The following is a 22,188-nucleotide window of genomic DNA, read 5'->3' on the forward strand; positions in this document are numbered from 1 at the left end:
ACAACAGTGATTGAACAACCAACAAACCAACGCTGGCTGCGGCTTTTGACTGCAATGATCGTGCTATGCTCATTGATTGCTTGGCCGACACCAGTACGAGCAAATGATGACATTGAATCAGAGTTGAATTTTTTTGTAACCCCGATATTCCCTGACAGTCAGATCGAAGGCGGTGCTAGCGGTTATTTTGATCTGAATTTAGGCGCAGGGGAACAAGAGGAATTGCAGTTACGCATCCAAAATACATCGGAAGAAACCATTGATGTCGAAGTATCGGCTCATACTGCCTTCACCAACGTCAACGGAGTAGTAGAATACGGTCGTGATGCCGAAGCTCCTGACCCGACATTGCCTGCCTCGATTGCCGAATTGATTGAAGCACCAGGGGTCATCACCTTAGAAGCCCAAGAAGAACGGATCCTTACACTGCCTCTGACGATGCCTGAGGAAGAATTTGATGGGATACTGGCAGGGGCGATCCGAGTAGAAGAGGTCCGCGATGCTGGGGCAGCAGAGTCGGAAACAGAAGGCATCGGGATTCGTAATGAGTTTGCCTTTATTTTAGGAGTCGTCGTAAGCAATAACCGCTCGTCAACGGATCCGGGACTTGAATTGCTGGACGTTTTTGCCAGTCAAGTCAATTATCGGAACGTGATCAGTGCCAAGATTCAAAATTATACACCGACTTTCGTCAACCACATAGAAATTGATGCCGAGATTCGTGCCAGCGGTAGCGACACCGTCTTGTATGAAACACAGCGCACAAGTATGCAGATGGCACCAAATTCGCAGATGGATTTTCCGATCCCGCTAAATGGCGAGCGTTTCCGTCCGGGAGACTATGTCCTGACTCTGACGGCCCGTTCACAAGGGGAGGAATGGCATTGGGAAGAACCCTTCACGATTGCGGCTGCTGATGCCCGACGTTTAAATGAGGAAGACGTGACATTGGAACCAGAAACCAATTGGTGGCTGATTGGCGGAATCGCCGCACTTGTTTTGTTATTGATCATCGTTGTTGTTTTAATCATTAACAAGAAAAAAAAGACAAAAGAAGGTGGGGATCAGTAAAATGAAAAAGAAAACACTAAAGATAGTACTATCACTTATGGTAGGACTATTTAGTGTTTACTTGTTTTTTCCGTCTATTCGTGTGTTCTTTTTTGAACCACTACATGCATGGCAAGGAAGAGAAGGTACGTTAGGCGAGGTGTTCACTGGATCTTCTTTTGAAGAATCTTTAGAGGATCAAGAGGAGTTGGTGGTTTCTTTTCTGGAAGAAATCCAGCAAGCCTATGTTGGAGAAGCGTTTCCGATCATGTTTTTAACAAACCGCCCACTAACAAGCATCGACATCCAGCTGCCTGCAGCCACGATCATAGAAGAAACATTTTTAATGGAAGAAATAGTGATCACCCAAACCGAGGATCCCGAGCAATGGCTTCTGAACTCCGAAGTGCCGTTGACGTCGTTTAGTCTACCACTGACGATAGAATCCGTAGGTACTTATGAAATAACGGTAGCAGAGACAGTGCTTACCTTGAACGTGGAAGAAAGAAAATCCGGAGATGAGGGGGAGAGGCCCCCTATGGAAACGGACGACCACCCGATTGGCACTAACTTAGCAGCGGATCCTGTCACATCAGATGGTTCATTTTTTGATGACATCGAGGTGGATGAAGGCAATCTTGATCTTTTGGAAGATAGGCGAAGAGAACAAGAAGTAGGCTCCTGGCTAGAATTTTTAGAAGCTGTCATGGACCCAGAGGTGAATCATATAAAGTTGATCGACAGCTTTGAATCTAGTGATAATCCGATTGAAGGTATAGCTTCAGGCGTATCAGGAAGTACAATTAATATTTCGAGTGGAGACTCTTATGTCTATATCAGCCAACCGGGAATCTCAAGAACTCTTATTATTGATGGACAAGGAAAATACCAAATTGATTTTCGTGCGGTTGCTGTTGGCTTCTTGGATAGTACGATGGTACCAGAATCTCCTTGGGATATTTCGTATCAAAATATTACCCTTTATCATGGGAATTATTACGGACCTATGAACGTTACTACTTTAGGTGTTAACAATCAAGCCATATCGACCATGCGGTACCATAATGTTGAAAACATTGGGAATCAGCTTTTGCATTCCGTTGGTACAACCGCAGTGCTTTCAGGAAAGGTTACCTCACATCAAGCACGAAGCTACCGTTCGACTTTTAATGAAAATTGGCAGATCAATGCTTGGAATCAAGCAAATTTTGAAGTCCATCGACTTTTGATCAGTCCCAATGCAGAAGTAGAATTGTCGACCATCAGTTCAGGAAATTTATTTTATCATGGTTTGAATCATCCAGAACTGATTATTGGAGAGAATGCCAAAGTTTCCATGAAAGCAAATTTTGAAGGGACTAGAGGGGAAGCCGATGGTGTGAATGTCTATTTTGGAAATGGTGGTGGGAATCTGACTGTTGGCAAGGGAGCAGAATTAAAACTTGACACTCAGATCAACGCCTCTGCGATTTCCACACTTCATGGAAACCATACCATCGATCTCTTGGAAGACAGCAAAGTGCATATCCAATCCTTAGAGAATCGAAGCCACACGAATGGATGGAATTGGAATATTCTTTCATTTCAAGGAGGCAACACCCATATCAATCTAAAGGAACGTAGTATGTTAAAAATTGATGCGGAAAATCAACCCAACTTATCGGCACATGTTGTTGGCTTCTGGGAACCTCAAAACAGTATCACTGTTGGTAAAGATGCTGTTTTAGATATTCGTTCGGACAGTCGCAATGATTCTCAAAATTTGATCTTTTTTGGAAATCTTTCGAAGTTGACGTTCAATGAGGCCCGAAAGGTCAATTTAGAACGAACGGCGCCGCTTTCTTTTAATAACGGAAGTTTGATCAACTTAAATGGAACCAATGAACTGGAAATCGAATTTCAAGGAATCAAACAATGGCAATACGGTGAGTTTGATGAGGTGCAGCCTACCCATGAGTGGATGCCTTTGATTCATATGAGTACCAACTTTACTTGGATCAATCCAACAATCAACAGTGTCGTAACTTTGGATCCAACAGTGGAACAAGGGGTACGTAGTCATTTTTCGACTCATAGCCAACGATTGCTTTTCGAGCAAGTTTCTGAAGTTGAAATAGAGTTGAATCCATTAACGGAAGATCCGACCTTATCAAATTCTCGGATCATCTCTGGAAGAGCAAATCCCAATAGCTATATTCGTTTTGAGCGGGAAGCATTTATGCCCGAACCAAATCCTTCCCTTGGTACTGTAACGGATCCAGATGGACGCAGAGAATTCTTTCACGTCCAAGCTGATGAAGAGGGAAACTTTCAGTTTGATTTATCCGAATTTCCAAACTTCCAACATTTTCGTCACGAAGAGCTAGTGACAGCCGAGGCGTTTTTGAATGGGAGATGGGGAAAGGATTCGGTGATTGTAGAGAAAATCGACATTGTGGACCCGCGGGATCCTTTTCGCCCGGATGAAACGGTCGATCCTGTGAATCCTCCTGTTTTGCCAGAAAACCAGGGATTTGTCAGCATCGACTTTATTTCTCAATTCGATTTTGGAGAAGTACCAATTCTTTCAAGTACCACTCGATATCCAGCAAAGCCGCAGGCGTTGCGGGAAGTTTATGAGGATGTGCATGAAGGGGACCGTCCCAATTATATCCAAGTATCGGATCGGAGGGTCGCTACTACTGGTTGGACACTGAGTGCTCGCTTATCTGAAGAGGGTTTTGTGGGTACGCATGATGAAAGGCAACGACTAAGAGGGGCAAGCGTTTATTTGTCAAATATCCATATGGTAACCACTGGTTCGAATGAGTCGGAGACGCCAGACTATCAAGAAGCCATTGAACTTATTGCAGGTCAAAGTAAAACCTTGGCTTCGGCTCAAGAGAATCATGGTGGAGGGACGTGGATCCAACATTATGGCTCAAGTGAAACAATGGAAAACAGTGTGGAACTGGAAGTCCCGCTTGGTGCCAACCCCCAAGCAACTGCTTATCGCGGCACGATTTATTGGGAATTAAGCTTTGTTCCGAGACCTGAGTCATAAAAGTTTGAATAAGAAGGAAGCAGAAGCTGCTGGAAGTCGCCTGCAGCTTCTCTTCTTTCGAATGTGTGGGGAGGTGAAACGATGAGAAACAAGCCGTCTTTATTGATGAACAGTTTATTTTCAATGACGTGCAAGCGGCAATTGACGATTTTGCGGCAGTTGGAATGTTGCGGTCCTTTAAGTGGGCAACAGCTGGCACATGCTTGCGGCGCTTCTCGGCGGACGATTATTTCAGACATTGAGGAACTGCGCCAACTCTTTGGGGCTTCGACGATCCTCGCATCTGCCAGCAATGGCTATGAATTGGTGATCCAAGAACTGGCAGAGTATCAGAAAAAAAAGCGAGCATTGTTGGCGGATGACCCAAATCTGTTGTTTCTGCATTTCTTGTGTCAGCAAGAAACGGCGATACCGGAAAAACTGGCTGCGATCACCGGGTTAGGCAATCAAACTTTTTTGAAACAATGCCGTCAGCTTCAGACCTTGTTCGCTGCTTATGAGCTGACTTTGAATAAAAAGCAGTGGTGCCTAGAAGGGGCAGAAGGAAACATACGGTATTTCTATAAAGCCTTTTATTTTGAAGAAGAGGAACAGCCCTACCAAATCTTTGAGCAGCTGGCTGAAACGTTGACACTGCGGTATCGTCCGTCCTTGCCGATCGATCCAGTGGTTTCGTTGCAGTGGACGAAGGTCTTTCTTTTACGGGCGCAACAAGGTGGGCGCTTGGAGGAAAATTGGGAAATGGCTGACTTTTGTCGGTTGTTTCTAGAAAAAACGGGCTTTGTCATCGAAGGCTTGGAGGTCTGCAGGTCCTTGTCGCAGCAAGAACGGTGTGTCCTGCTGTTCCTGATGATGGCAGATGAAGGGGTACTTTCGTTTTTATTAAAACATCCGTGGATCGAAGAAACGGTGCCGTTTGATCCAATCGATAGCTTGCGAGAGACGTTTCCCAAGCAAGCAGAGACATTGAGAGAAGATCGCGTGTTCGTGCAAGTGGCGTTAGCAGTCATGTTACTGGATCGGCTCTTCCATGTGCCACCTCCTTTGCTGCGGGATTGTAAAAAGCCAGCAGTGTCGGGTATTGGAAAGTCTAAGGTACTTTCTAGCGCTGCTTCTCACTATTTGCAGACAATAGGCGAGTCCTATCTAAACAAGCAGCAGTTAAAAAACAAGCAGCTGATGATCACCTATCATTTGAGTGGAAATGAGAAAATCAAAGGCTGGATCAAGCAACGTCTGAGGGATTGGCTGGTTGCACAAGGAGTAGATGTCGTCGTCGAGGCTACGAGTGAGCTGTCAATTTTCACCGCCCGCCAGGTGTTGGTCACCGATCAACCGCTCTTTTTGCTGGAATTGGAACAGCCCATCTATCGGTTGGAACGACCGATTGAGCCAAACTCCATCAAACGCCTCGGCAAGGCAATTTTAGCCGATTTTCTTGGTTCATGTGAAGGCTCTGTTCCTAGTGAAGAGCTTCCAGCAGCGTCTGCCTCTCGCTAAAAGCGGTAGAGCCAACGGTATAAATAGTCAAAGGCTACGTACGACGTAAAATTATGGTAGAGGAGCAACAGGTATCATGGGTCGATTCCAAAAGCAATGGGCACTTCGTGTGTTGGGGATAAGTTGTCTGCTACTGCTGCTGTTCTATTTCTTTTCAAACTACAAAATGGCTCGTGTCAGCGGTGATTCGATGGCCCCCATTATTCAAAACAACGAGTTAGTCGTTATTCAAAAGAATCAGTTGCCGCATCGTTATGATCTCGTCGCTTTTGAGCATGAAGGGCTGCTGATCGTAAAACGAGTGATCGGGGTTCCTGGGGATTCCTATGCGCGCAGTGGCAATCGTTTGCTATTGGGGGCATCAGGGTCCTATTATGATTTTTCCTATACCTTTACACTGACGCAAGAAACGGCGAGGGAATTGCCGGTCGGAGGCATCTTGCAGCCAGGAGAGTATTTCGTCGTTGGGGATGCGATCATGCACTCGATCGATAGTCGTGAATTTGGTATGGTGACGAGCGAGGCGCTTCGTGGGGTCGTCTTGAATTTCTTTTAAGGATTCAACGTGGTCAGTCAGCGTGTCTGTTTGAAAATCGAGGCTCAATTATGGACAAAAGATGGAAAGGGGGATGTCCGTGAAGATTGTTTATGTCAGCATACTGCTGCTTTGTTTTGTGGCGATCGGGGTGCTTGCTCAACGGGGATACCTCGAAATCTTTGTTCGAAGACTTGAGCGACGAACAAATATGACGGAGTTGGAAAAAAGAAAACTGGCTTTTTTTAAGCATAAGATTCGTAATGAACATCCGTTAGCGTTACTGATGGTGAGTGGTCTGTTTCTTATGAGTTTGCTGCTTTTGACTTTTACTCATGTTTCCATACATGCGCAAAGCTGCAGGGTAGCAGAGGAAAGGGAGCAGATGAAACAGGAAATCTTACATTTACAAAAAGAACAGATTGAAGGGACGCAACGACCGTTATCGGTGTACCCGTCTGCAGGTCTCCCTTTTGAAAATCTTGCTTGGCAGACGCTGCTGATGGCGGATGATCGAGAAGCGCGTTTTCAGCTAGAAGAAGAATTTGGGACGCAAGTGACGCCTTTTTTAGGACCGACAGTCGTGCTGATCCATATTGACCAACCGCTGCAAGAAATCACCCTAACGAGTTCAAGTCATTTGAACTCTTCTGCGGACTTTCCTGCTTGGGAAGCTAATTTGCAGCGAATCATCGATGATCTATCGCAGGCGCAAGGCGTGAAACGGTGCCATTTCGTGTTGCAAGTAGCAGATACGCCCGATACGTCATTTGAACAAACGATCGTCCGCAATGCTCAGGGACAGTGGCAAGTACTCAACCGAAAAGAGCTTGTCCAAGCTTCAGACACGGGAACTTAGAATGAAACAATCAAAAGAGTTATTGACGAAAGGGAGGGATTCAAGGGATGAGTAAGAAGAAGGGACGTGGGTGGTTTTCTGCTCAGACGCTATTCGACGAAATGAACCAAGTGTCATTGAAAGAATTAAAAGGATTTGAAGAAACGTATGAGAAAGAAAACAGAACCGCTGAGACAGCTGTTGCCAATGGACCGGCGAAAGAAGCCTTCGCCGATACCGCAAAAAAGAAAGCTACTAGCAATGATCAAGAAATGACGGGTACCAGTAGTAAACCCCAAAAAGGCAAAAAACAAGGGCAACGAAGTGGACAGGCGCCGGCACCGTCTCCTTCAGTACAAGCGGAACTAGAGGAACGATTGGAGCCAGAAGGATCGCCTAAGCACTCGATGCAACCCTGGTCCTCAGAAACTGGCATGCCACATCCAGTAAGCAGTAAAGGGAAGAGAAAGCGTAAAAGCACCAAAAAGCGTAATGAAACTGTCAATGCGCCCTTGCCTAGCTATCAAGAAAAACGCTCTTTTGAAGCGTTTACCGCGGAAGCGAACGAGGAGCAGATGGAGCTGGCGCCTGTCTCACCAGCAGATATGAGCTTTGAACAAACCCATCAAGAGTTAGTGTTGGCACGAACGAGAATCACAGAACTTGAAAAGCGGCTCCATGCAGAAACCTTGCATCGCTCACAGTCGGATATCCAGCAAGTGAAAGAAAAAGCGATTTTTGAACGCTTGGATTGGGCAAGAGAAAAACAATGGTATGAAAGCAAAGCCCAAGAACAAAAACAGCTGCTGCTCCAAAAAGAAGAGGTCATCACAAATTTGGCGAACCAACTCGCTGAAAAAGAAGCACAGCTGGAGGAGCAGGATCGAGGCCCTCAGGAAGAAGAAGCCGCTGCGCTTCGCAAAGCGGTCAATGAGCTGCAAAAAGAAAACCAAGAGTTACAAAAAGAAAATCAGCAGTTTCAAGCGGAGATGCGAGAGATCTTGCTGTTTGCTAGAAAGAAAGCAGACCGGACACTTGAAGAAGCGCAGGTTGAAGCAGAACGGATGATCTACAACGCCGAAATGCGCTTGAATATCGCCCATCGTACGGCAAAAGAGATCCTTGATGAAGTGAGCGATACGAAAGAGAACATGAATACTCTCTTTGATTATTTGTATGAACAAGTCTATTCACTAGCAGACAAGCAAGTATTTGAAAAGTACCAAGAATAGGTTTGCTTCGGATCACTAGAAGCAGGCAGATAGTACTGTGAACGTTACATAACGTTAGCGATCTTCGCTTTGGGCGGTGATCGCTTGAAACTTTTCTTTGTTTCTCAACGACATTTTGATTGGGAAATGGATTTGTTCTGTACCGGCTGCGATCGCTGATTCATAATACCAGCACTTATGGTCGATCAACGCCATTGATTGCTGCAAAGCGTCTATCTGCGCTTGCAGCGCTTTTTTTTGTTCAAGAAACATTTTATGGCGTTCTTGCAGCGAGTCATCACCAAGGCGTGTCAATTGTGCATAATCTTTGATCTCTTTAATGGTCATGCCTGTTTCCTTCAGACATTCGATCAATTCCAGCATCTCAATTTCGGTATCTGAAAATAAACGGTAGCCAGATTCTTTGCGCGCTAACGTCGGCAAAAGGCCTTCTTTGTCGTAATAGCGGATGGTTGACGTGGGGATATTTAAGGCTTTCGCAACTTGGGATATCGTATAGGTCATTTTTTTCACTCCTTAACGTTGACTTTAAAGTTAACTTTAATGTTAGTATGACAGTAAGCAAAGGAAAAAGCAATGAGGAGGAAACAGAGATGACAGAAAAAAACATGAAAGCTGCTGTATTAAAAGGACCAGAAACGATCGAGGTCAAACAAGTACCTGTGCCGAAAGTGGAAGAAGGACTGATCGAGATCCAAGTTTCAGCTTGCGGCGTCTGCGGCAGTGACGTGCATATGTGGCAAGCAGGGAAAGGTTGGGGCAAAACAGGGGAGTCCGATTTTATCATGGGTCACGAGTTTTGCGGTGTCGTGACGGATGCAGGCGATAGTTCCTTTAAAATCGGCGATCGCGTCGCTTTTTGGGCAAATCTTTATTGTGGAAAATGTGAGATGTGCCAAAAAGGGCAAGAGCATTTGTGTCGGGAAGTAAACGGCACCAATTATATCGGCTTTGTCTGCAATGGCGCCTATGCCGAACGGTTTGTCGGAAAAGCGTCCAATGCTTATAAATTGCCAGATACAGTTTCAGATACAGCAGCTAGCTTGATTGATCCCTTGATGGTTGCCTATCATGCCATCCGTAAATCCAATATTAAGTTAAATGACAAAGTCTTGGTTTCTGGAAGTGGGATCATCGGGCAATTGATTGGCGAATTGGCAAAAAAAGCTGGGGCTTCTTATGTGGCCATGTCCAAAATCAACGATACAAAAATTGAGAAAGCCAAGGAATTGGGAATCTTTGACGATTACTTTGACGCTAAGGATTCAAACCGCGGGGAAGTATTGAAAGACGCGTCTGCTGGTGGGTTCGATTTGATTTTTGAAGCGGTCGGTTCCAGCAGTTCCTTAGCGACATGCATTGAGGCTGCTCGTCCTGGCGCAACGATCGTGGCGATCGGAAATTCCGTTGCTCCCGAAATTCCTTTTTCATTAAATCGGTTGGTCTTGCAAGAAATCAAGCTCATCGGCAGCGTTTCATGCACCCGCCAAGAGTTTGAAGAAACGATCGATTTGATTGCTAGTGGCATGATCGATCCCACAAAATATATCACGGATGAATACCCATTGGAAAAACTGCAAGAGGCGCTAGAACGCCAAACGTTAGAAGATGATCCGTTGGTCAAAGCGGTTATGAGGTTTTAAATCCGATCCAGAGAAGAATGCCAAATGAAAATCGGGCACCGAGTATTGAACAAACATAGAATGATAGCTGATTCTGCTTAACATCTACGAGGTGTTAAGCTTTTTTATTTGAATCTGCAATAGAAAATCTGTTGCGCACAGGCAAAAGGTTGTGTGTATACATGGGTGTCAGCACTTTTCTTATTTGTCGCGTGTCGCAGTGCTATCATTTGATCCAGGAAAAGAATGGTGCTTGCCTTGCTATGGATTGAAAGAAAGCCCGCAGCAAGTTCAAAAAAGCGAAAGCGAACTTTTCTGACAATGGATGTTTCGTGCCACATCTTATGTTTTTAGAAAGAAGTTCATTTGACGTAGCGAAGAAAGGGGTTTCTGTTGTATGGTAGAATGAATAGAGCCAAGTCAGAAAAGGAAATGAGTGAAGAAATGGCATGAGGGAACTTCAGATGTCTTTTATTACAAGTCCGAGTACAAAGCGTTGGATGCAGATATTAACGATTATTGAACGAGAACAAGTTTTTAAAGTTGGGATTCTTTCTGAGCGATTGGCTATTTCTCAGCGGACATTGGTGAAAGACCTACGCTTGATCAAAGAGCATTTTGGCGAATGTATTGAATTGGTATCAGGTAATAGCGGATTTCATTTCGAAGAACGAAATCGTGTTCTCTTTAAAGAAAAAAAAGAGCAGCTATTAAATCAGGAAGTTTTATTTGAAATCATTGGGAACATTTTTTATGGAGAAGTAGTTGATCTGAATGAATTGGCTTATCGATACAATTATGCGGAAACAACATTACGAAGGTTTATTGCACGTGTGCAACCAGCCTTAAAAGAGTATGGACTTTCTCTAAGTTTCACACCGGTTACTTTGGTAGGCGATGAAGCAAATATTCGTAAATTCTTTTTTGATTTTTACTATGTAGGTGAGCCCACCCCCTATACGATCAGACCACCAGAAGGCCTGCATCATGTAATTCTAAAGGGACTTTCTGATAAATTGGGAAAATATGAAGTAGGGACTGGCTTGACGATCTCGGCTTTTTATTCACTGCTGTATATAACGATTGTACGGGCGCAAAAGGAGCACTATGTTTCGATTCCTGACTGGGCAAAAGAGCTTGTCTATCAAGAAAATGATTTTAAATTGCTAGAGATTCTGAAAGAAGTCATTTTCAAAGAGTATGGGGTATCTTTACCCAAAGAAGAACTTGCTTGGCTTCACTACATGATTATATGTACGCGGACAATCAATCAATACGATCGAGAAAAAACTTTTCTAGCTCGATTTAATTTCTGGCCAGAAGTGAAGCCGATCGTAAAAGCGTATTTTGCTGGTGCCGAATTTAAGGGCTGGGATCAGTCACTGCTAGAAGATTATCTAACCTCCTTTCTGGTGTCTAGAAAACTTAATGAAGTGATTTGTCCATCTTTGAACAAGCGACAAGCTGAAGAAGTCGCCTCAATAAAAACATACCATCGAGAGTCTTACTACAAAAATAAAGCATTTTTGGAAAAGTACAAAGAAGAGTTAGCTTTTGCGACAGAATTTATGGAAGATATTGCTATCAGTTTTACAACGGTAAGTGATTTACTGCGCGACTATTATCAGCCGAAAAAAAATATTTTGTTTCTTATAGAAGGGGACTCAATGGTCGTTCAAATGATTCGACTACAAGCAATTCGGCTCTTTGCAAACAAGTATCAAGTCATTTTTCTTTCATTGCACGAATTAACAGAAGAACGATTAAAAGCGGACCAGAAGGTTTTGATCGTCACAAATTATCGTCCCTATATCCTGGATTATGGTTTGACGGATGATTATACCTTGTTAAGTAGCATACCAACGAAGAAAGATTGGGAGCGTGTGATTTGTCGATTGTATCCTCAAACTAAAGAGTGCCCTCTGTGAAGTGAACCAAGTGAAGCAATAGTGAATGGGAAGTTAGGGAGGATTTTTTCGGACTGTCTTCTGGGAGGAAACTTTCGATTATCTGTAAAATCCGACACAAAAATGTACCGACTAGTTTTCATAGTCGGTACATTTTTGTAGCTATTTTTCATTTTATTGGTATCAAACAACTAGCGCTGCAGTCACTAATGATACCAATCTATTTAATCTTTTTTCCCCGCATTCTTCACGCTTTCTGCCACGACTTTAGCGACATCAGGCTGAAACGCATCTGGAATGATAGTGGTTGGAGTCAAAGCTGATTCGGGGATCAAACTAGCGATCCCTTGTGCTGCTGCGATCTGCATCTCGATCGTGATGTCTCTTGCTCGAGCGTCTAATGCGCCTCGGAAGATTCCCGGAAAGGCCAAGACATTATTGATCTGGTTAGGGAAATCACTGCGACCAGTACCGACGATAAAGGCGCCAGCTGCCAGTGCTTCATCAGGGAAAATCTCTGGCGTTGGATTCGCCATAGCAAAAATCACTGGTTTTTCTGCCATCGTTTTGATCCACTCAGGGTGCAGCACACCGGGAGCTGAAACGCCTACGAAGACATCTGCTCCTTTGAGGGCATCTTCTAGTGTTCCTGTTAGATGTTGACGATTGGTGACTTTGGCAATTTCTGCGTGATGGGGCGCAAGTTCATGGTTCGTTTCTGAAATGATCCCTGCTTTGTCGACAACAGTGATGTGTCTGATGCCAGCAGCCAAAAATTTTCGGGTAATGGCAAGGCCAGCAGAACCACCGCCGTTGATCACGATTTTGACCTCTTCAAAGGATTTTTCGATCAGCTTCAGGCTATTGATCAAAGCGGCTAATACCACGATGGCAGTTCCGTGCTGGTCATCGTGGAACACGGGGATCGGTAATTCTTCAATCAAGCGTCGTTCGATCTCAAAGCAGCGAGGGGCGCTGATATCTTCTAGGTTGATCCCACCAAAGGTTGGTGCGATCGCTTTGATCGTTTGAATGATTTCTTCGGTGTCTTGCGTATCTAGGACGATCGGAATCGAATCGATTCCGGCAAAGCGCTGGAACAAGGCCGCTTTGCCTTCCATGACCGGCATAGCTGCTTTGGCACCGATATTGCCCAAACCTAACACCGCTGAGCCATCGCTGATCACGGCGACAGTATTTTTCTTGGTGGTCAAGGTGTAGGCGAGTTCTTCGTTTTCAGCAATTGCTGATGAAACAGCTGCGACTCCTGGGGTGTAGGCGATACTTAAATCTTCTTTTGAATCAATAGTGACTTTAGAAACGACGGCTAATTTGCCCCCATTTTCCTCGGCTTGTTTCATAGCTGCTTCTTTGACATTCATCGTTGACATTCTTGATTTCTCCCTTCCGATTTCAAACAATTAAAATAATAGTCGTAAAAGTGCGGTCATTGAGATAACCGTGATCGCGCCACCCAAACGTGTAGCTACTTGGGCAAATGGCATCAAATTCATGCGGTCGGCGGTACTTAAGATCGCGACATCGCCGGTTCCACCCATTCCGCTTTGACAAGCAGAAACGATGGCTGCTTCGATAGGGTACATGTTCATAAAGCGAGAAACGATAAATCCCGTGGCAATCACAGTGAAAACGACGCTAATAACGACTAAAAAGTATTGCCAGGTCAGCATACCGACGACATCTTTCAAAGGAATATAAAGCAGTCCTAATCCTGCCATGAGTGGAAATGTAAAGTTACCAGAGATGAATTTGTAAAGCTGTTTTGATCCTTTTTGTGTTTCTTTTGGTACGACATTCAAGTATTTCAAGAAAGCGGCTGCTACGATCATGAGAACAGGTCCAGGAAACCCAGTGACGTGTTCCAGCAAACCGCCGAGAATAAAGAGCGTACAAGCGGTCAGCACACCGGCACCCATCAATTTGACGTCGATCGGTGATTGATCTTCAACCAACGCATCTTTCAAATCATCCCCATCACTCATTTTGACGAGTTGGCCTTTTCCTGAAAGCTGCGGTTTTTGTTCCCCTAAGCGAGTCAACAAGCCAGTACAAACGATCGCGAAAAAGTTGCCGATGATAGTGGCTGGAATCAACTGACCGACCAATTGCTCGCTACCTAAACCAGTGATGGCACTATAGCCTAAGGAAAGCGGTAAGATTCCTTCTCCAATACCGCCGGCTAAAACAGGAGTCACAATAAAGAACAAAGTGTGTTTCCAATCTAGCCCTAACAGTACACCGACAAGGGTACCTACGCCCATCGCTAAGACCATGCCTAACATCATAGGAATGATCATTCGCATCAACCCTTGGACTAAGATTTTGCGATTCATACCTAAAATGCTGCCGCAAACCAGACAGGCGATATAGAAATAAAGGAAGTTTGCTTGCTTCATTAAGATATTAGTTGATTCCAATACGTTTTGATTGATGAGATTAAAAAAGACCAGGATTGACGGAATCAACAAAGAAAAAATAGCGGGACCACCAAAATTCTTGATGATGGGGATGTTGGCACCAATCGTTCCTAATAACCAGCCTAAACTTAGGATAACGGCGAACCCTCCCAACATATTGACAGGCAGTTGCTGTAGAAAAGCAGTGATCAAGATAATGGCAGACATTACCAGATAGACGGGCAAAGGAACGGAACCAACATAGAAAGACCACCACTTTGCTTTGGTTTGCTTTTTTTCAACAACGGGTTGTTTTGCGACGACTTGTTTCATTCAAATACCTCCTTTGGATGTTTCCAGTATAAGGAAGCGCTCACAAACAAAGAAGATTATTTAACTAATTTAATTAAATACAACTTAAAAAAAGACCTTCGGAAAAAGATTCCTATGTTAAAATGAGCGTGTAATGAACGCTTATTAGCAATTGAGGAGGAACGACTATGCGAGAGCGGCCAGTTCGGCTGTGGGTGCTGTTAGTAGGAATTTTTACCAGTACCTTATGTATCGTTCTAACATTATTTTATGTACTGATGATGATGGAACAAAAAGAGCAAATGCACCGGGATGAAGAAACGCTGCTGCTATCGATCGGTCGTCAGTTAGCATCAGAAGCGGAGGTCAAGCAAGCACTGCGGGAAAAGAAAGCCAGTCCCCAGTTGCAATCATATACCAATGAATTAGCAAAAAATTATGGGTTGGATTTTATTGTTTTGATGGATCAAGACGCTATTCGGATCACGCACCCAGACCCTGAAAAGATTGGTCAACCTTTTACAGGTGGCGATGAAACACCGGCAATTGAAGGCAAGGAGTCTCTCTCCATTGGCAACGGCACCTTAGGACAGTCCTTACGTGGGTTCGTTCCAGTGAAAGAAGATGGAGAACAACTTGGCGTCGTGGCATTAGGGATTAAAATGACTTCACTGCAATCGCTAATCTTACTATCGCAAAAAGGCTATCGGAAAGCATTGTTCATCAGTTTGCTATTAGGCGGGGGGATTGCATTATTCGTGGCATTTTATTTGAAACGACAACTGCATAATCTGGAACCGCAAGAAATCTCACGTTTGTTAGAAGAACGCAATAGTATGCTGGAAGAAACCAAGGATGTTGTTTTTGTCTTAGACTTAGCGAAGAATATCTTGCTGGCAAATCGAGCTGCCACGGCATTGCCGCTTGCTACTGCATCAGAAGATGGCTTGGTTGGCCAATCCCTGCTAACGATCTTGCCTGCTTTGCAGCACGTCGATTTTGACAAGAAGCAAGAGCGGTTAGTACAGCAAGAAGGGCAGGACTATGTCTTTTCATCGGCGCCGATCATCGTGAGAAATCAGCAGATAGGGCATATTATTTTTCTAAGAAATGCGACAGAGTCTTTATTTATTGCGGATCAGTTGGCAAATACGACAGCCTATGCGACGGCACTGCAAAGTCAAGCCCACGAATTTATGAACAAGCTGCATGTCATCTATGGTTTGGTGGATTTAGAAGCCTATGAAGAGTTGACGATCTATTTGGATGATATTTTGAAACCAGAGAAAGAATTTGCTCATCGGCTAGCGATTCTTATTAAAAACCCTTTGTTGGCAGGGTTTTTGATTGGCGAGCGGCAAAAATTTTTAGAAAAGAAATGCCAGCTGTTGTTAGAAATTTTTCCAGAGATTCCTCAAGGGGCCGTTGCACATGAAACCAAAGTCTTATTAAACCTTTATCAATATATACATCATCTTTTGCTGCAAAAGCATTTGACTCAAGAGATATTTATGAAAATCGAGTACCAAGAAAATCAGTTGCAAACGAGTTGGCAGCTAGCGGAAGAAATGTTGACACCAGCGGAACAAGTGACTTTACAACAAGTAGGCTATTTTCAGCAATTACTGCATGAAGTCAATGGGACGATTACTTTTCAGGAAGCGCAAGGTGTTTTGGAAGTGACGATCACGAATGATTATCGGAAGGAGCAGCTATGAAAGCCAATATTTTGATTGTTGAAGACGATCCGATGGTTCAATTTATTCATCGCAGCTATTTAGAACGTTTAGCGGTTTTTGAGCGAATTTTTTCGGTGGAAACAGTGGAAGAAGCACAAGAAATGCTGCAAAAAGAAACCATTGAGCTGCTCTTGTTGGATATCCATTTGAAAGATGGCAATGGCTTGGAGCTGTTGCAAACATTACGGGAACAACAACAGGCTGTGGATGTGATCATGATCACGGCTGCCGATGAAACACGATTGATCAGCCAAAGCCTACATTTGGGGATGTTGGATTATTTGATCAAGCCGTTTTCCTTCGAACGATTTGCCCAAAGTATCCAAGTATTTCAGCAACGACGGGAAAGCCTCAAACATCCACGGATCGCTCAGCAACAAATCGATCTGCTGCTGCAGGGAAACCAAAAAAGTCCGTGGATCGAACTAGAAAAAGGGTTGACAGAAGACACGCTTCAGCTGATCCAAGAAACGATTCGTACCATCAAACAGCCATTTACAGTCCAAGAATTGGCGCAAGCTTGCGCATTGTCCCATGTATCGGTAAGAAAGTATGTCGCCCACTTAGAAAAGACCAAAGCCATTCGCAGTGAAAATGTGTATACAAAAATTGGGCGTCCGTATAAACAGTATTTTTTGACATATGCAGAAAAGCAGACAACGGATTGAAAAATGAGCTCTCATTATCAGCTGCGATAAATGCATTTAATAATCAAAATACGAGTATTTTTCTATTTTTGTTAAGATTTTATGATTATTATTTCAATTAAACCTATTCTTTATTAGACTGATTGATAAAGAAGGAGGAATAAAATGAATAAAAAAACACTGATTTTACCAATAATCTTAGTTACTTTAACAGGGTGTGGGGCTCAAAATGAAGACGACACAGCACAAGCAGATACGGTTGAAGTGCCAACGATCACTCTCGCTGCAATCGAAGAAGCACAAGAAGCTTGGGCTGAGAGCATCGTAGCTATTGGGGAAGCAAGTACGCAGAGTGAGGAAGCTGCAGAAGAACAAGCTAAAGAAACCCTTGATACGTTGTATGCATTTGATGAAGGAACAGTCCTTTTTAAACCAACGAAAGCTGCTGAAATTCCTTTCCGCTCAACAAAGGAAGAAGCTTTGTCTTATTTCGTTGGTGGTGATATTGAAGAAGACAGCGGGTTTGCTTTAGAGCCGTGGACAAATGTACGCTTTGACAATCACGATACGATTCTAAATGGTGATACAGCACTTTCTTCAGGAAACTATTATTTTACATCCGGTGAGACCGGAGAAGAGGTAAAGGTCGAATATACATTTGGGTATATATTGGATGAAGACGGCAACGTTCGAATCCAGTTGCAACACTCGAGTGTTCCTTTTCGTTAAAGGAACTAGCAACAGATTTAACTATTGGTTGTATAAAAGTAATACTGTATTGAATGAATGAAACAAAACGAGACGACGAAGTACCTACTTTCATTACTTCGTCGTCTCGTTTTGTTGGAGTGATTTGAGCAGAGCAATCATTATTTTTGCGATTGGAATACTTCAATCGCCTGATGAATTGCTAACAAATCAGGAAGGGTGACTTGTGCATTGATCAATAGGACCGGTGCTTTTTCATAGGTTTCAGACAATGGAGTGGTGCTTAGACAGAGATCGTAGTCGTCGTCGACAAACTGATCACGAATATCAAGGTTGTAGAACCCTTGAAAGGGCGCTTTGATCAGTTCTCTGATGGTCAGCGAAATCGCCAGCGGCAAGTCTGTTTCCAGTTTGATCTTGATTTTCTGCTGAAAAGTAGCTGGCGGTAAAATCAGCGTCCACGCCATAGCGACATGAAGAGAAAATCCGCTTTGTTTCAGCGGCTCTTTTTGGTATAACGAAGTTTTTGTCACTAGCTTTTCGGCTTGCTTTTGCAAATCAGGAAAATGTTCTGTTAAAAACTGTGCAGTATTATAGCCGGCTAATGTATGGTCGACCGGTCCAAACAATTCGACAGTCAAAAGCCCATTCAAGAGGGTATTCACGATCCTACTTTTGCAAGTGCGGGTCAACTCGGATTTTGGTGCGAACGCGGTCATCGACCAGAGAAGTTTTTGGATGCTCGTCGTTGGTTTTTTTGGGGAAAACGCAGCGTCCAGTTGCGCATCGGCAAACGTTCGATCGAGATTCGATGCTAGCCATAGAAAACAAAAGCGGCGTTCATTCTCATCAAGAAAGAAGTGTTCCGCTAGTTCTGACGATAAATGGTTGTAGATGGCGGTCTCTTCATCAATCAGGGATTGAAATAGGGAAAGATCTTCCCCAATCAAAGGGGCTTCGATCGCTACTGCTTCTGCTGAAATCCGTTGTCCTTTGCGAAACCGCAAAATAGTGACAGCCAAAATGTATGTGGTCATTTTCAATTCGATCGGGTTAAAGGGAATCTGATTGTTTTGGTAGAAGTCTTGTGCGATGGTTTCACATTTTTTCTGGGAAAGACCAGTAAAGGGCCAATGCAGACCGGCAAATGTTCGCCAAAAGAAGACCATCATAAAGTAGCGGATACGGGCTTCGCTGCCTACGAGTCGAACCGTCCCTTTTTGCTTTTGCAGCTGAAATCCCAATGGAGCAAGCAGTTTTTGCAACGCATAGATTCGTTTACGAACGGTTGATTCGGAGAAGTAATGGTCAGCGGCGAATTGGATCAAATTGATCTCATTTTGCAGCAAAAGGGTTTCCAGTAAATAAAAAAAGGGATTCGCTTCCAGAAACTGCCGACTCAATCGCTTGTAGTCTCGCTTAGTCCCAATGAAGGATAACCCAAAGCCGTGTTTGGCAACCAAAAGCGGTGAGGGATCGTCTTGTAAGGAAAGCGAGCGTTTGCTTAAAGTGTCGAAGCTTTTTTGGATGGAGCGGCGATCCAAAGCCAACGCTTGACTGATCTCTTCAATGGGAACAAAACGTTTTTGAAGATACAAAAACCGCAACAGGTCGATATCTCTCTTGAGAGTGTGTCCAAAAAATGGATAAAACCGTTCCATAATTCAAGCTCCGTTCTAAAGGTTTCTCTATGTACTCGATTCTCTTATGATAGCACAAAAAACGTGATTTTTTTGTAAATGAAATCAGCAATTTTTTGTCTCCTTTTCGCAGCAAAACCTTCTATACTGTTTTCTGACAAAGACTCGCTTTCCTCAGCATTCATGGATCTGCTGAGGAAAGCAGTGCGGAAATAAAGGAGCGAAAGTGATGAAACACAAAAGAGGTTGGCAAAAGCATGCAGGGATTTTTTTCCTGTTGTTGATGGGGGTTCTCATGGGCAGTCTGACTGTATACAGTGAAACCACCACGTATGATTTTGACTATCAAACTGATGCGACCGGACAGTATTTGACAAATGGAACGGCGCAAGGAGATACGTACAACTACAAGTATGGACAGGCGCCGGGGGTTGCTTTTGATGAAGAGAACTATGTCAATTATGCAGATGAAGCTTATCTGAAAAAGAGTGTCAAAGAAGCTGCGGGTCAAGGACTATTTGATGTAACGTTAGCTATCAAAGGCAACCAGACCAGTACCCCTGTTGATCTGGTCATGGTGATTGATTACTCATCCTCCATGACTGGAGAAAAATTAACCAACGCCTTGTTGGGGCTGCAACAGTTTGGAAATGAATTAGCTGATTCGCTAGCGAATGGCTCCATTCGGATCGGGATCGTTGCCTACAATCGAGAAGTTTACACTACCAACGGTTTTTCTACCGATATCGCCTACTTGGAACAATTTCTGCGTGAGACGGCCGAATCCCATTCTGGAACTTTTATGCAAAAAGGCTTATTGGCTGGACAACAACTGTTACTGGAAGAAAGTCGTCCAGAAGCGGAAAAGCTGTTTATTCATATCGGTGACGACAGTGCCAATCGTAGTTATTTGCCAGTAGATGATGCAGCGGTTTATCAAAATACCGGCGCAATCAGTGACTATAACGGTTATCACACGGAAAGCTATGTTGAAGAATTTCAAACGTCAGCCACTGCTTACCATACGACAAGTAAAAATCCATCAGATTTGCAAGCCATTCCTGTTAGCAACACTGTGGTGACAGACGAGACCCTTGGCACGATCGTCGCGCTTAAAAAATCTGGTTTTACCTATTATTCGGTAGCAACGGCGCCTTCCGCACGAGGGGAATACATTGGGCGCAATCTGGCGTCTGCACCGAGCAATTACTTAACAACGGATGAAAACCTGAGCGGATTGGGTTCAGCATTGACAGAAATCGCCAATCATATCGATAAAACCATCCCTGACGGGACGATTACAGATCCGATGGGAGAGGGCATTCTTTTGCAAGGGGCAGGTAATTTTGATGCTGATCAGTATCAGTTAGTCGGATGGCGCAAAAATGCGCAAGGAGAGTGGGTCGAAGCGCCGGAAGTTGCAACTGGAGTAACCGTTTCTGAAAAGGATCAGACTATTACCGTCAGTGGGATAGCCTTAGGTGAAAATGAAAAATTGACCTTGACCTACCAAGTTCGCTTGAATACGGAAGCCCCAGATTTTAAAGGAGAGGCGTGGGTGTTGTGCAATGGCCGTACGACCTTAACACCAGCAAGCGATGATGAAGCGTTGGATTTTCCGATACCTTCCATCAAGGCACCCAATGTTTCCCTTGCTGTTCTCAAAAAGTGGGTCAATGTCTCAGCAGCTGAGATTCCAGACCAAATCGATTATCAAATCAAAAGAACCACCACTACGGCAGCAGACAGTTGGCAGCAGTCAGACCGTTTGACCCTTGAAAAAGCCAATGATTTTCAAGCATCATTAACAAAGATACCCGTTGCTGGTCAAATGGCAGACTTACCAAAATACAACAATCAAGGGGAAGACTTCGTGTATCAGGTTGAAGAAGTCAATATCCCCGACGGCTTCGAAAGCAGTGTGACGACTGAGGGAGATACCCTTGTAATCACCAATACAAAAAAAGAAACCGAACCAAGTACAACGGAGCCAAGTACAACGGAACCAAGTACGACGGAGCCAAGTACAACCGAGCCAAGTACCACGGAACCAAGCACAACCGAACCGAGCACAACGGAGCCAAGCATTACCGAACCAAGTACAACGGAACCAAGCACAACGGAGCCAAGTACCACAGAACCAAGCACAACCGAACCAAGCATTACCGAACCAAGTACAACGGAACCAAGTACAACGGAACCAAGTACGACGGAGCCAAGTACAACGGAGCCAAGTACCACAGAACCAAGCATTACCGAACCAAGTACAACGGAACCAAGTACAACGGAGCCGAGTACCACGGAACCAAGCACAACAGAACCGAGCACAACAGAACCAAGCACAACGGAACCAAGTACCACAGAACCAAGCATTACCGAACCAAGCACAACGGAACCAAGTACAACGGAGCCAAGTACCACGGAACCAAGCACAACAGAACCGAGTACGACGGAGCCAAGTACCACGGAACCAAGCACAACAGAACCAAGTACAACGGAGCCAAGTACCACAGAACCAAGCGCAACCGAACCAAGCACAACGGAACCAAGTACAACGGAACCAAGTACGACGGAGCCGAGTACCACGGAACCAAGTACCACAGAACCGAGTACGACGGAGCCAAGTACCACAGAGCCAAGTATCACGGAACCAAGTACCACAGAACCAAGTACGACCGAGCCAAGTATAGCAGAACCAAGTACAACGACCACAAACCATGACGGTGCCACGCTAGTAAATCCCCATGAGAGCCAGTCTACTGAAACAAGTGCTAGTAGCGAAACCACGAAATCTTCCAGTCAAGAAAAAGCAAAGGCTCTTCCTCAAACGAATGAGCAACGGGCTGCATGGCGGGTGATTCTAGGCGCAATCATGGTAGGCGGTGTGTTTACAAGCGTACTGAAAAAGAAATAGGAGTTAGCTCTAACTTATAATTCTATAAAGTCAGCTAGACAAGTGTCTAGCTGTTTTTTTGTGCTTTAGGCAGTTGAAATCGGC

At 44.2% G+C, this 22,188-nt stretch carries 16 protein-coding genes; 12 read left to right on the forward strand and 4 right to left on the reverse strand.

The annotated features are described in order from the left end of the window. Positions 1–6: 6 nt before the first annotated feature. The 6 genes from IGJ12_RS02920 (at position 7) to IGJ12_RS02945 (ending at position 8,198) form a co-directional block, all read left to right on the forward strand. A complete protein-coding gene (locus IGJ12_RS02920; RefSeq protein ID WP_194199918.1) occupies positions 7–1,071 on the forward strand; it encodes a DUF916 and DUF3324 domain-containing protein in 1,065 nt (354 codons plus the stop codon). Between the two features lies 1 nt (position 1,072). Next, positions 1,073–4,093, forward strand: coding sequence for a WxL domain-containing protein (locus tag IGJ12_RS02925; protein WP_430619327.1), 3,021 nt, complete (start codon positions 1,073–1,075; stop codon positions 4,091–4,093). Between the two features lie 81 nt (positions 4,094–4,174). Beyond that, positions 4,175–5,593 (forward strand): HTH domain-containing protein, encoded by a 1,419-nt coding sequence (locus IGJ12_RS02930; protein WP_430619328.1) that lies wholly within the window; start codon positions 4,175–4,177, stop codon positions 5,591–5,593. A gap of 76 nt (positions 5,594–5,669) precedes the next feature. Beyond that, complete coding sequence (gene lepB, locus IGJ12_RS02935; protein ID WP_430619329.1) at positions 5,670–6,149, forward strand: signal peptidase I; 480 nt, start codon at positions 5,670–5,672, stop codon at positions 6,147–6,149. A gap of 73 nt (positions 6,150–6,222) precedes the next feature. Next, positions 6,223–6,987: a hypothetical protein gene (locus IGJ12_RS02940; protein ID WP_035006577.1), complete on the forward strand. Its 765-nt coding sequence runs from the start codon at positions 6,223–6,225 to the stop codon at positions 6,985–6,987. Positions 6,988–7,034: 47 nt separating this feature from the next. Continuing rightward, positions 7,035–8,198, forward strand: coding sequence for a hypothetical protein (locus IGJ12_RS02945; RefSeq protein ID WP_008378017.1), 1,164 nt, complete (start codon positions 7,035–7,037; stop codon positions 8,196–8,198). 54 nt (positions 8,199–8,252) lie between these two features. Here IGJ12_RS02945 and IGJ12_RS02950 read toward each other — a convergent pair whose 3' ends face one another. Next, a complete protein-coding gene (locus tag IGJ12_RS02950; RefSeq protein ID WP_008378019.1) occupies positions 8,253–8,702 on the reverse strand; it encodes a MerR family transcriptional regulator in 450 nt (149 codons plus the stop codon). 89 nt (positions 8,703–8,791) lie between these two features. Here IGJ12_RS02950 and IGJ12_RS02955 point away from each other — a divergent pair, with 89 nt between their 5' ends. Together IGJ12_RS02955 and IGJ12_RS02960 are read left to right on the forward strand one after the other, a co-directional pair. Next, on the forward strand, positions 8,792–9,841 hold the full coding sequence (locus IGJ12_RS02955) for a zinc-dependent alcohol dehydrogenase (protein WP_260605115.1): 1,050 nt from the start codon (positions 8,792–8,794) through the stop codon (positions 9,839–9,841). Positions 9,842–10,269: 428 nt separating this feature from the next. Next, positions 10,270–11,748 carry a helix-turn-helix domain-containing protein gene (locus IGJ12_RS02960; RefSeq protein ID WP_430619330.1) on the forward strand — a complete coding sequence of 493 codons (1,479 nt, stop codon included), beginning with the start codon at positions 10,270–10,272 and terminating at the stop codon, positions 11,746–11,748. A 203-nt stretch (positions 11,749–11,951) separates the two neighbouring features. Here the strand turns inward: IGJ12_RS02960 and IGJ12_RS02965 are convergent, their stop codons facing one another. After that, positions 11,952–13,118 carry an NAD(P)-dependent malic enzyme gene (locus IGJ12_RS02965; RefSeq protein ID WP_087665098.1) on the reverse strand — a complete coding sequence of 389 codons (1,167 nt, stop codon included), beginning with the start codon at positions 13,116–13,118 and terminating at the stop codon, positions 11,952–11,954. A gap of 30 nt (positions 13,119–13,148) precedes the next feature. Beyond that, positions 13,149–14,477 carry a 2-hydroxycarboxylate transporter family protein gene (locus IGJ12_RS02970; RefSeq protein WP_008378026.1) on the reverse strand — a complete coding sequence of 443 codons (1,329 nt, stop codon included), beginning with the start codon at positions 14,475–14,477 and terminating at the stop codon, positions 13,149–13,151. A gap of 167 nt (positions 14,478–14,644) precedes the next feature. Here IGJ12_RS02970 and IGJ12_RS02975 point away from each other — a divergent pair, with 167 nt between their 5' ends. The 3 genes from IGJ12_RS02975 (at position 14,645) to IGJ12_RS02985 (ending at position 17,571) form a co-directional block, all read left to right on the forward strand. Then, positions 14,645–16,174 (forward strand): Spo0B domain-containing protein, encoded by a 1,530-nt coding sequence (locus IGJ12_RS02975; RefSeq protein WP_430619331.1) that lies wholly within the window; start codon positions 14,645–14,647, stop codon positions 16,172–16,174. After that, on the forward strand, positions 16,171–16,863 hold the full coding sequence (locus IGJ12_RS02980; protein ID WP_008378031.1) for a response regulator: 693 nt from the start codon (positions 16,171–16,173) through the stop codon (positions 16,861–16,863). The genes IGJ12_RS02975 and IGJ12_RS02980 overlap by 4 nt, the downstream gene beginning before the upstream one ends. A 144-nt stretch (positions 16,864–17,007) precedes the next feature. Next, the gene (locus IGJ12_RS02985; RefSeq protein ID WP_430619332.1) at positions 17,008–17,571 is read left to right on the forward strand and encodes a hypothetical protein; all 564 of its coding nucleotides are present in this window, start codon (positions 17,008–17,010) and stop codon (positions 17,569–17,571) included. Between the two features lie 140 nt (positions 17,572–17,711). On the opposite strand, the gene IGJ12_RS02990 is transcribed toward IGJ12_RS02985, so the two are convergent. After that, positions 17,712–19,211 (reverse strand): helix-turn-helix domain-containing protein, encoded by a 1,500-nt coding sequence (locus IGJ12_RS02990; RefSeq protein ID WP_430619333.1) that lies wholly within the window; start codon positions 19,209–19,211, stop codon positions 17,712–17,714. 208 nt (positions 19,212–19,419) lie between these two features. Here IGJ12_RS02990 and IGJ12_RS02995 point away from each other — a divergent pair, with 208 nt between their 5' ends. Beyond that, positions 19,420–22,104, forward strand: a complete 2,685-nt coding sequence (locus IGJ12_RS02995) for a VWA domain-containing protein (RefSeq protein WP_430619334.1) — start codon at positions 19,420–19,422, stop codon at positions 22,102–22,104. Positions 22,105–22,188 lie beyond the last annotated feature (84 nt).

This window comes from Enterococcus sp. DIV0802b (assembly GCF_050543535.1).
In the GTDB taxonomy this organism is placed as follows: domain Bacteria; phylum Bacillota; class Bacilli; order Lactobacillales; family Enterococcaceae; genus Enterococcus_D; species Enterococcus_D entomosocium.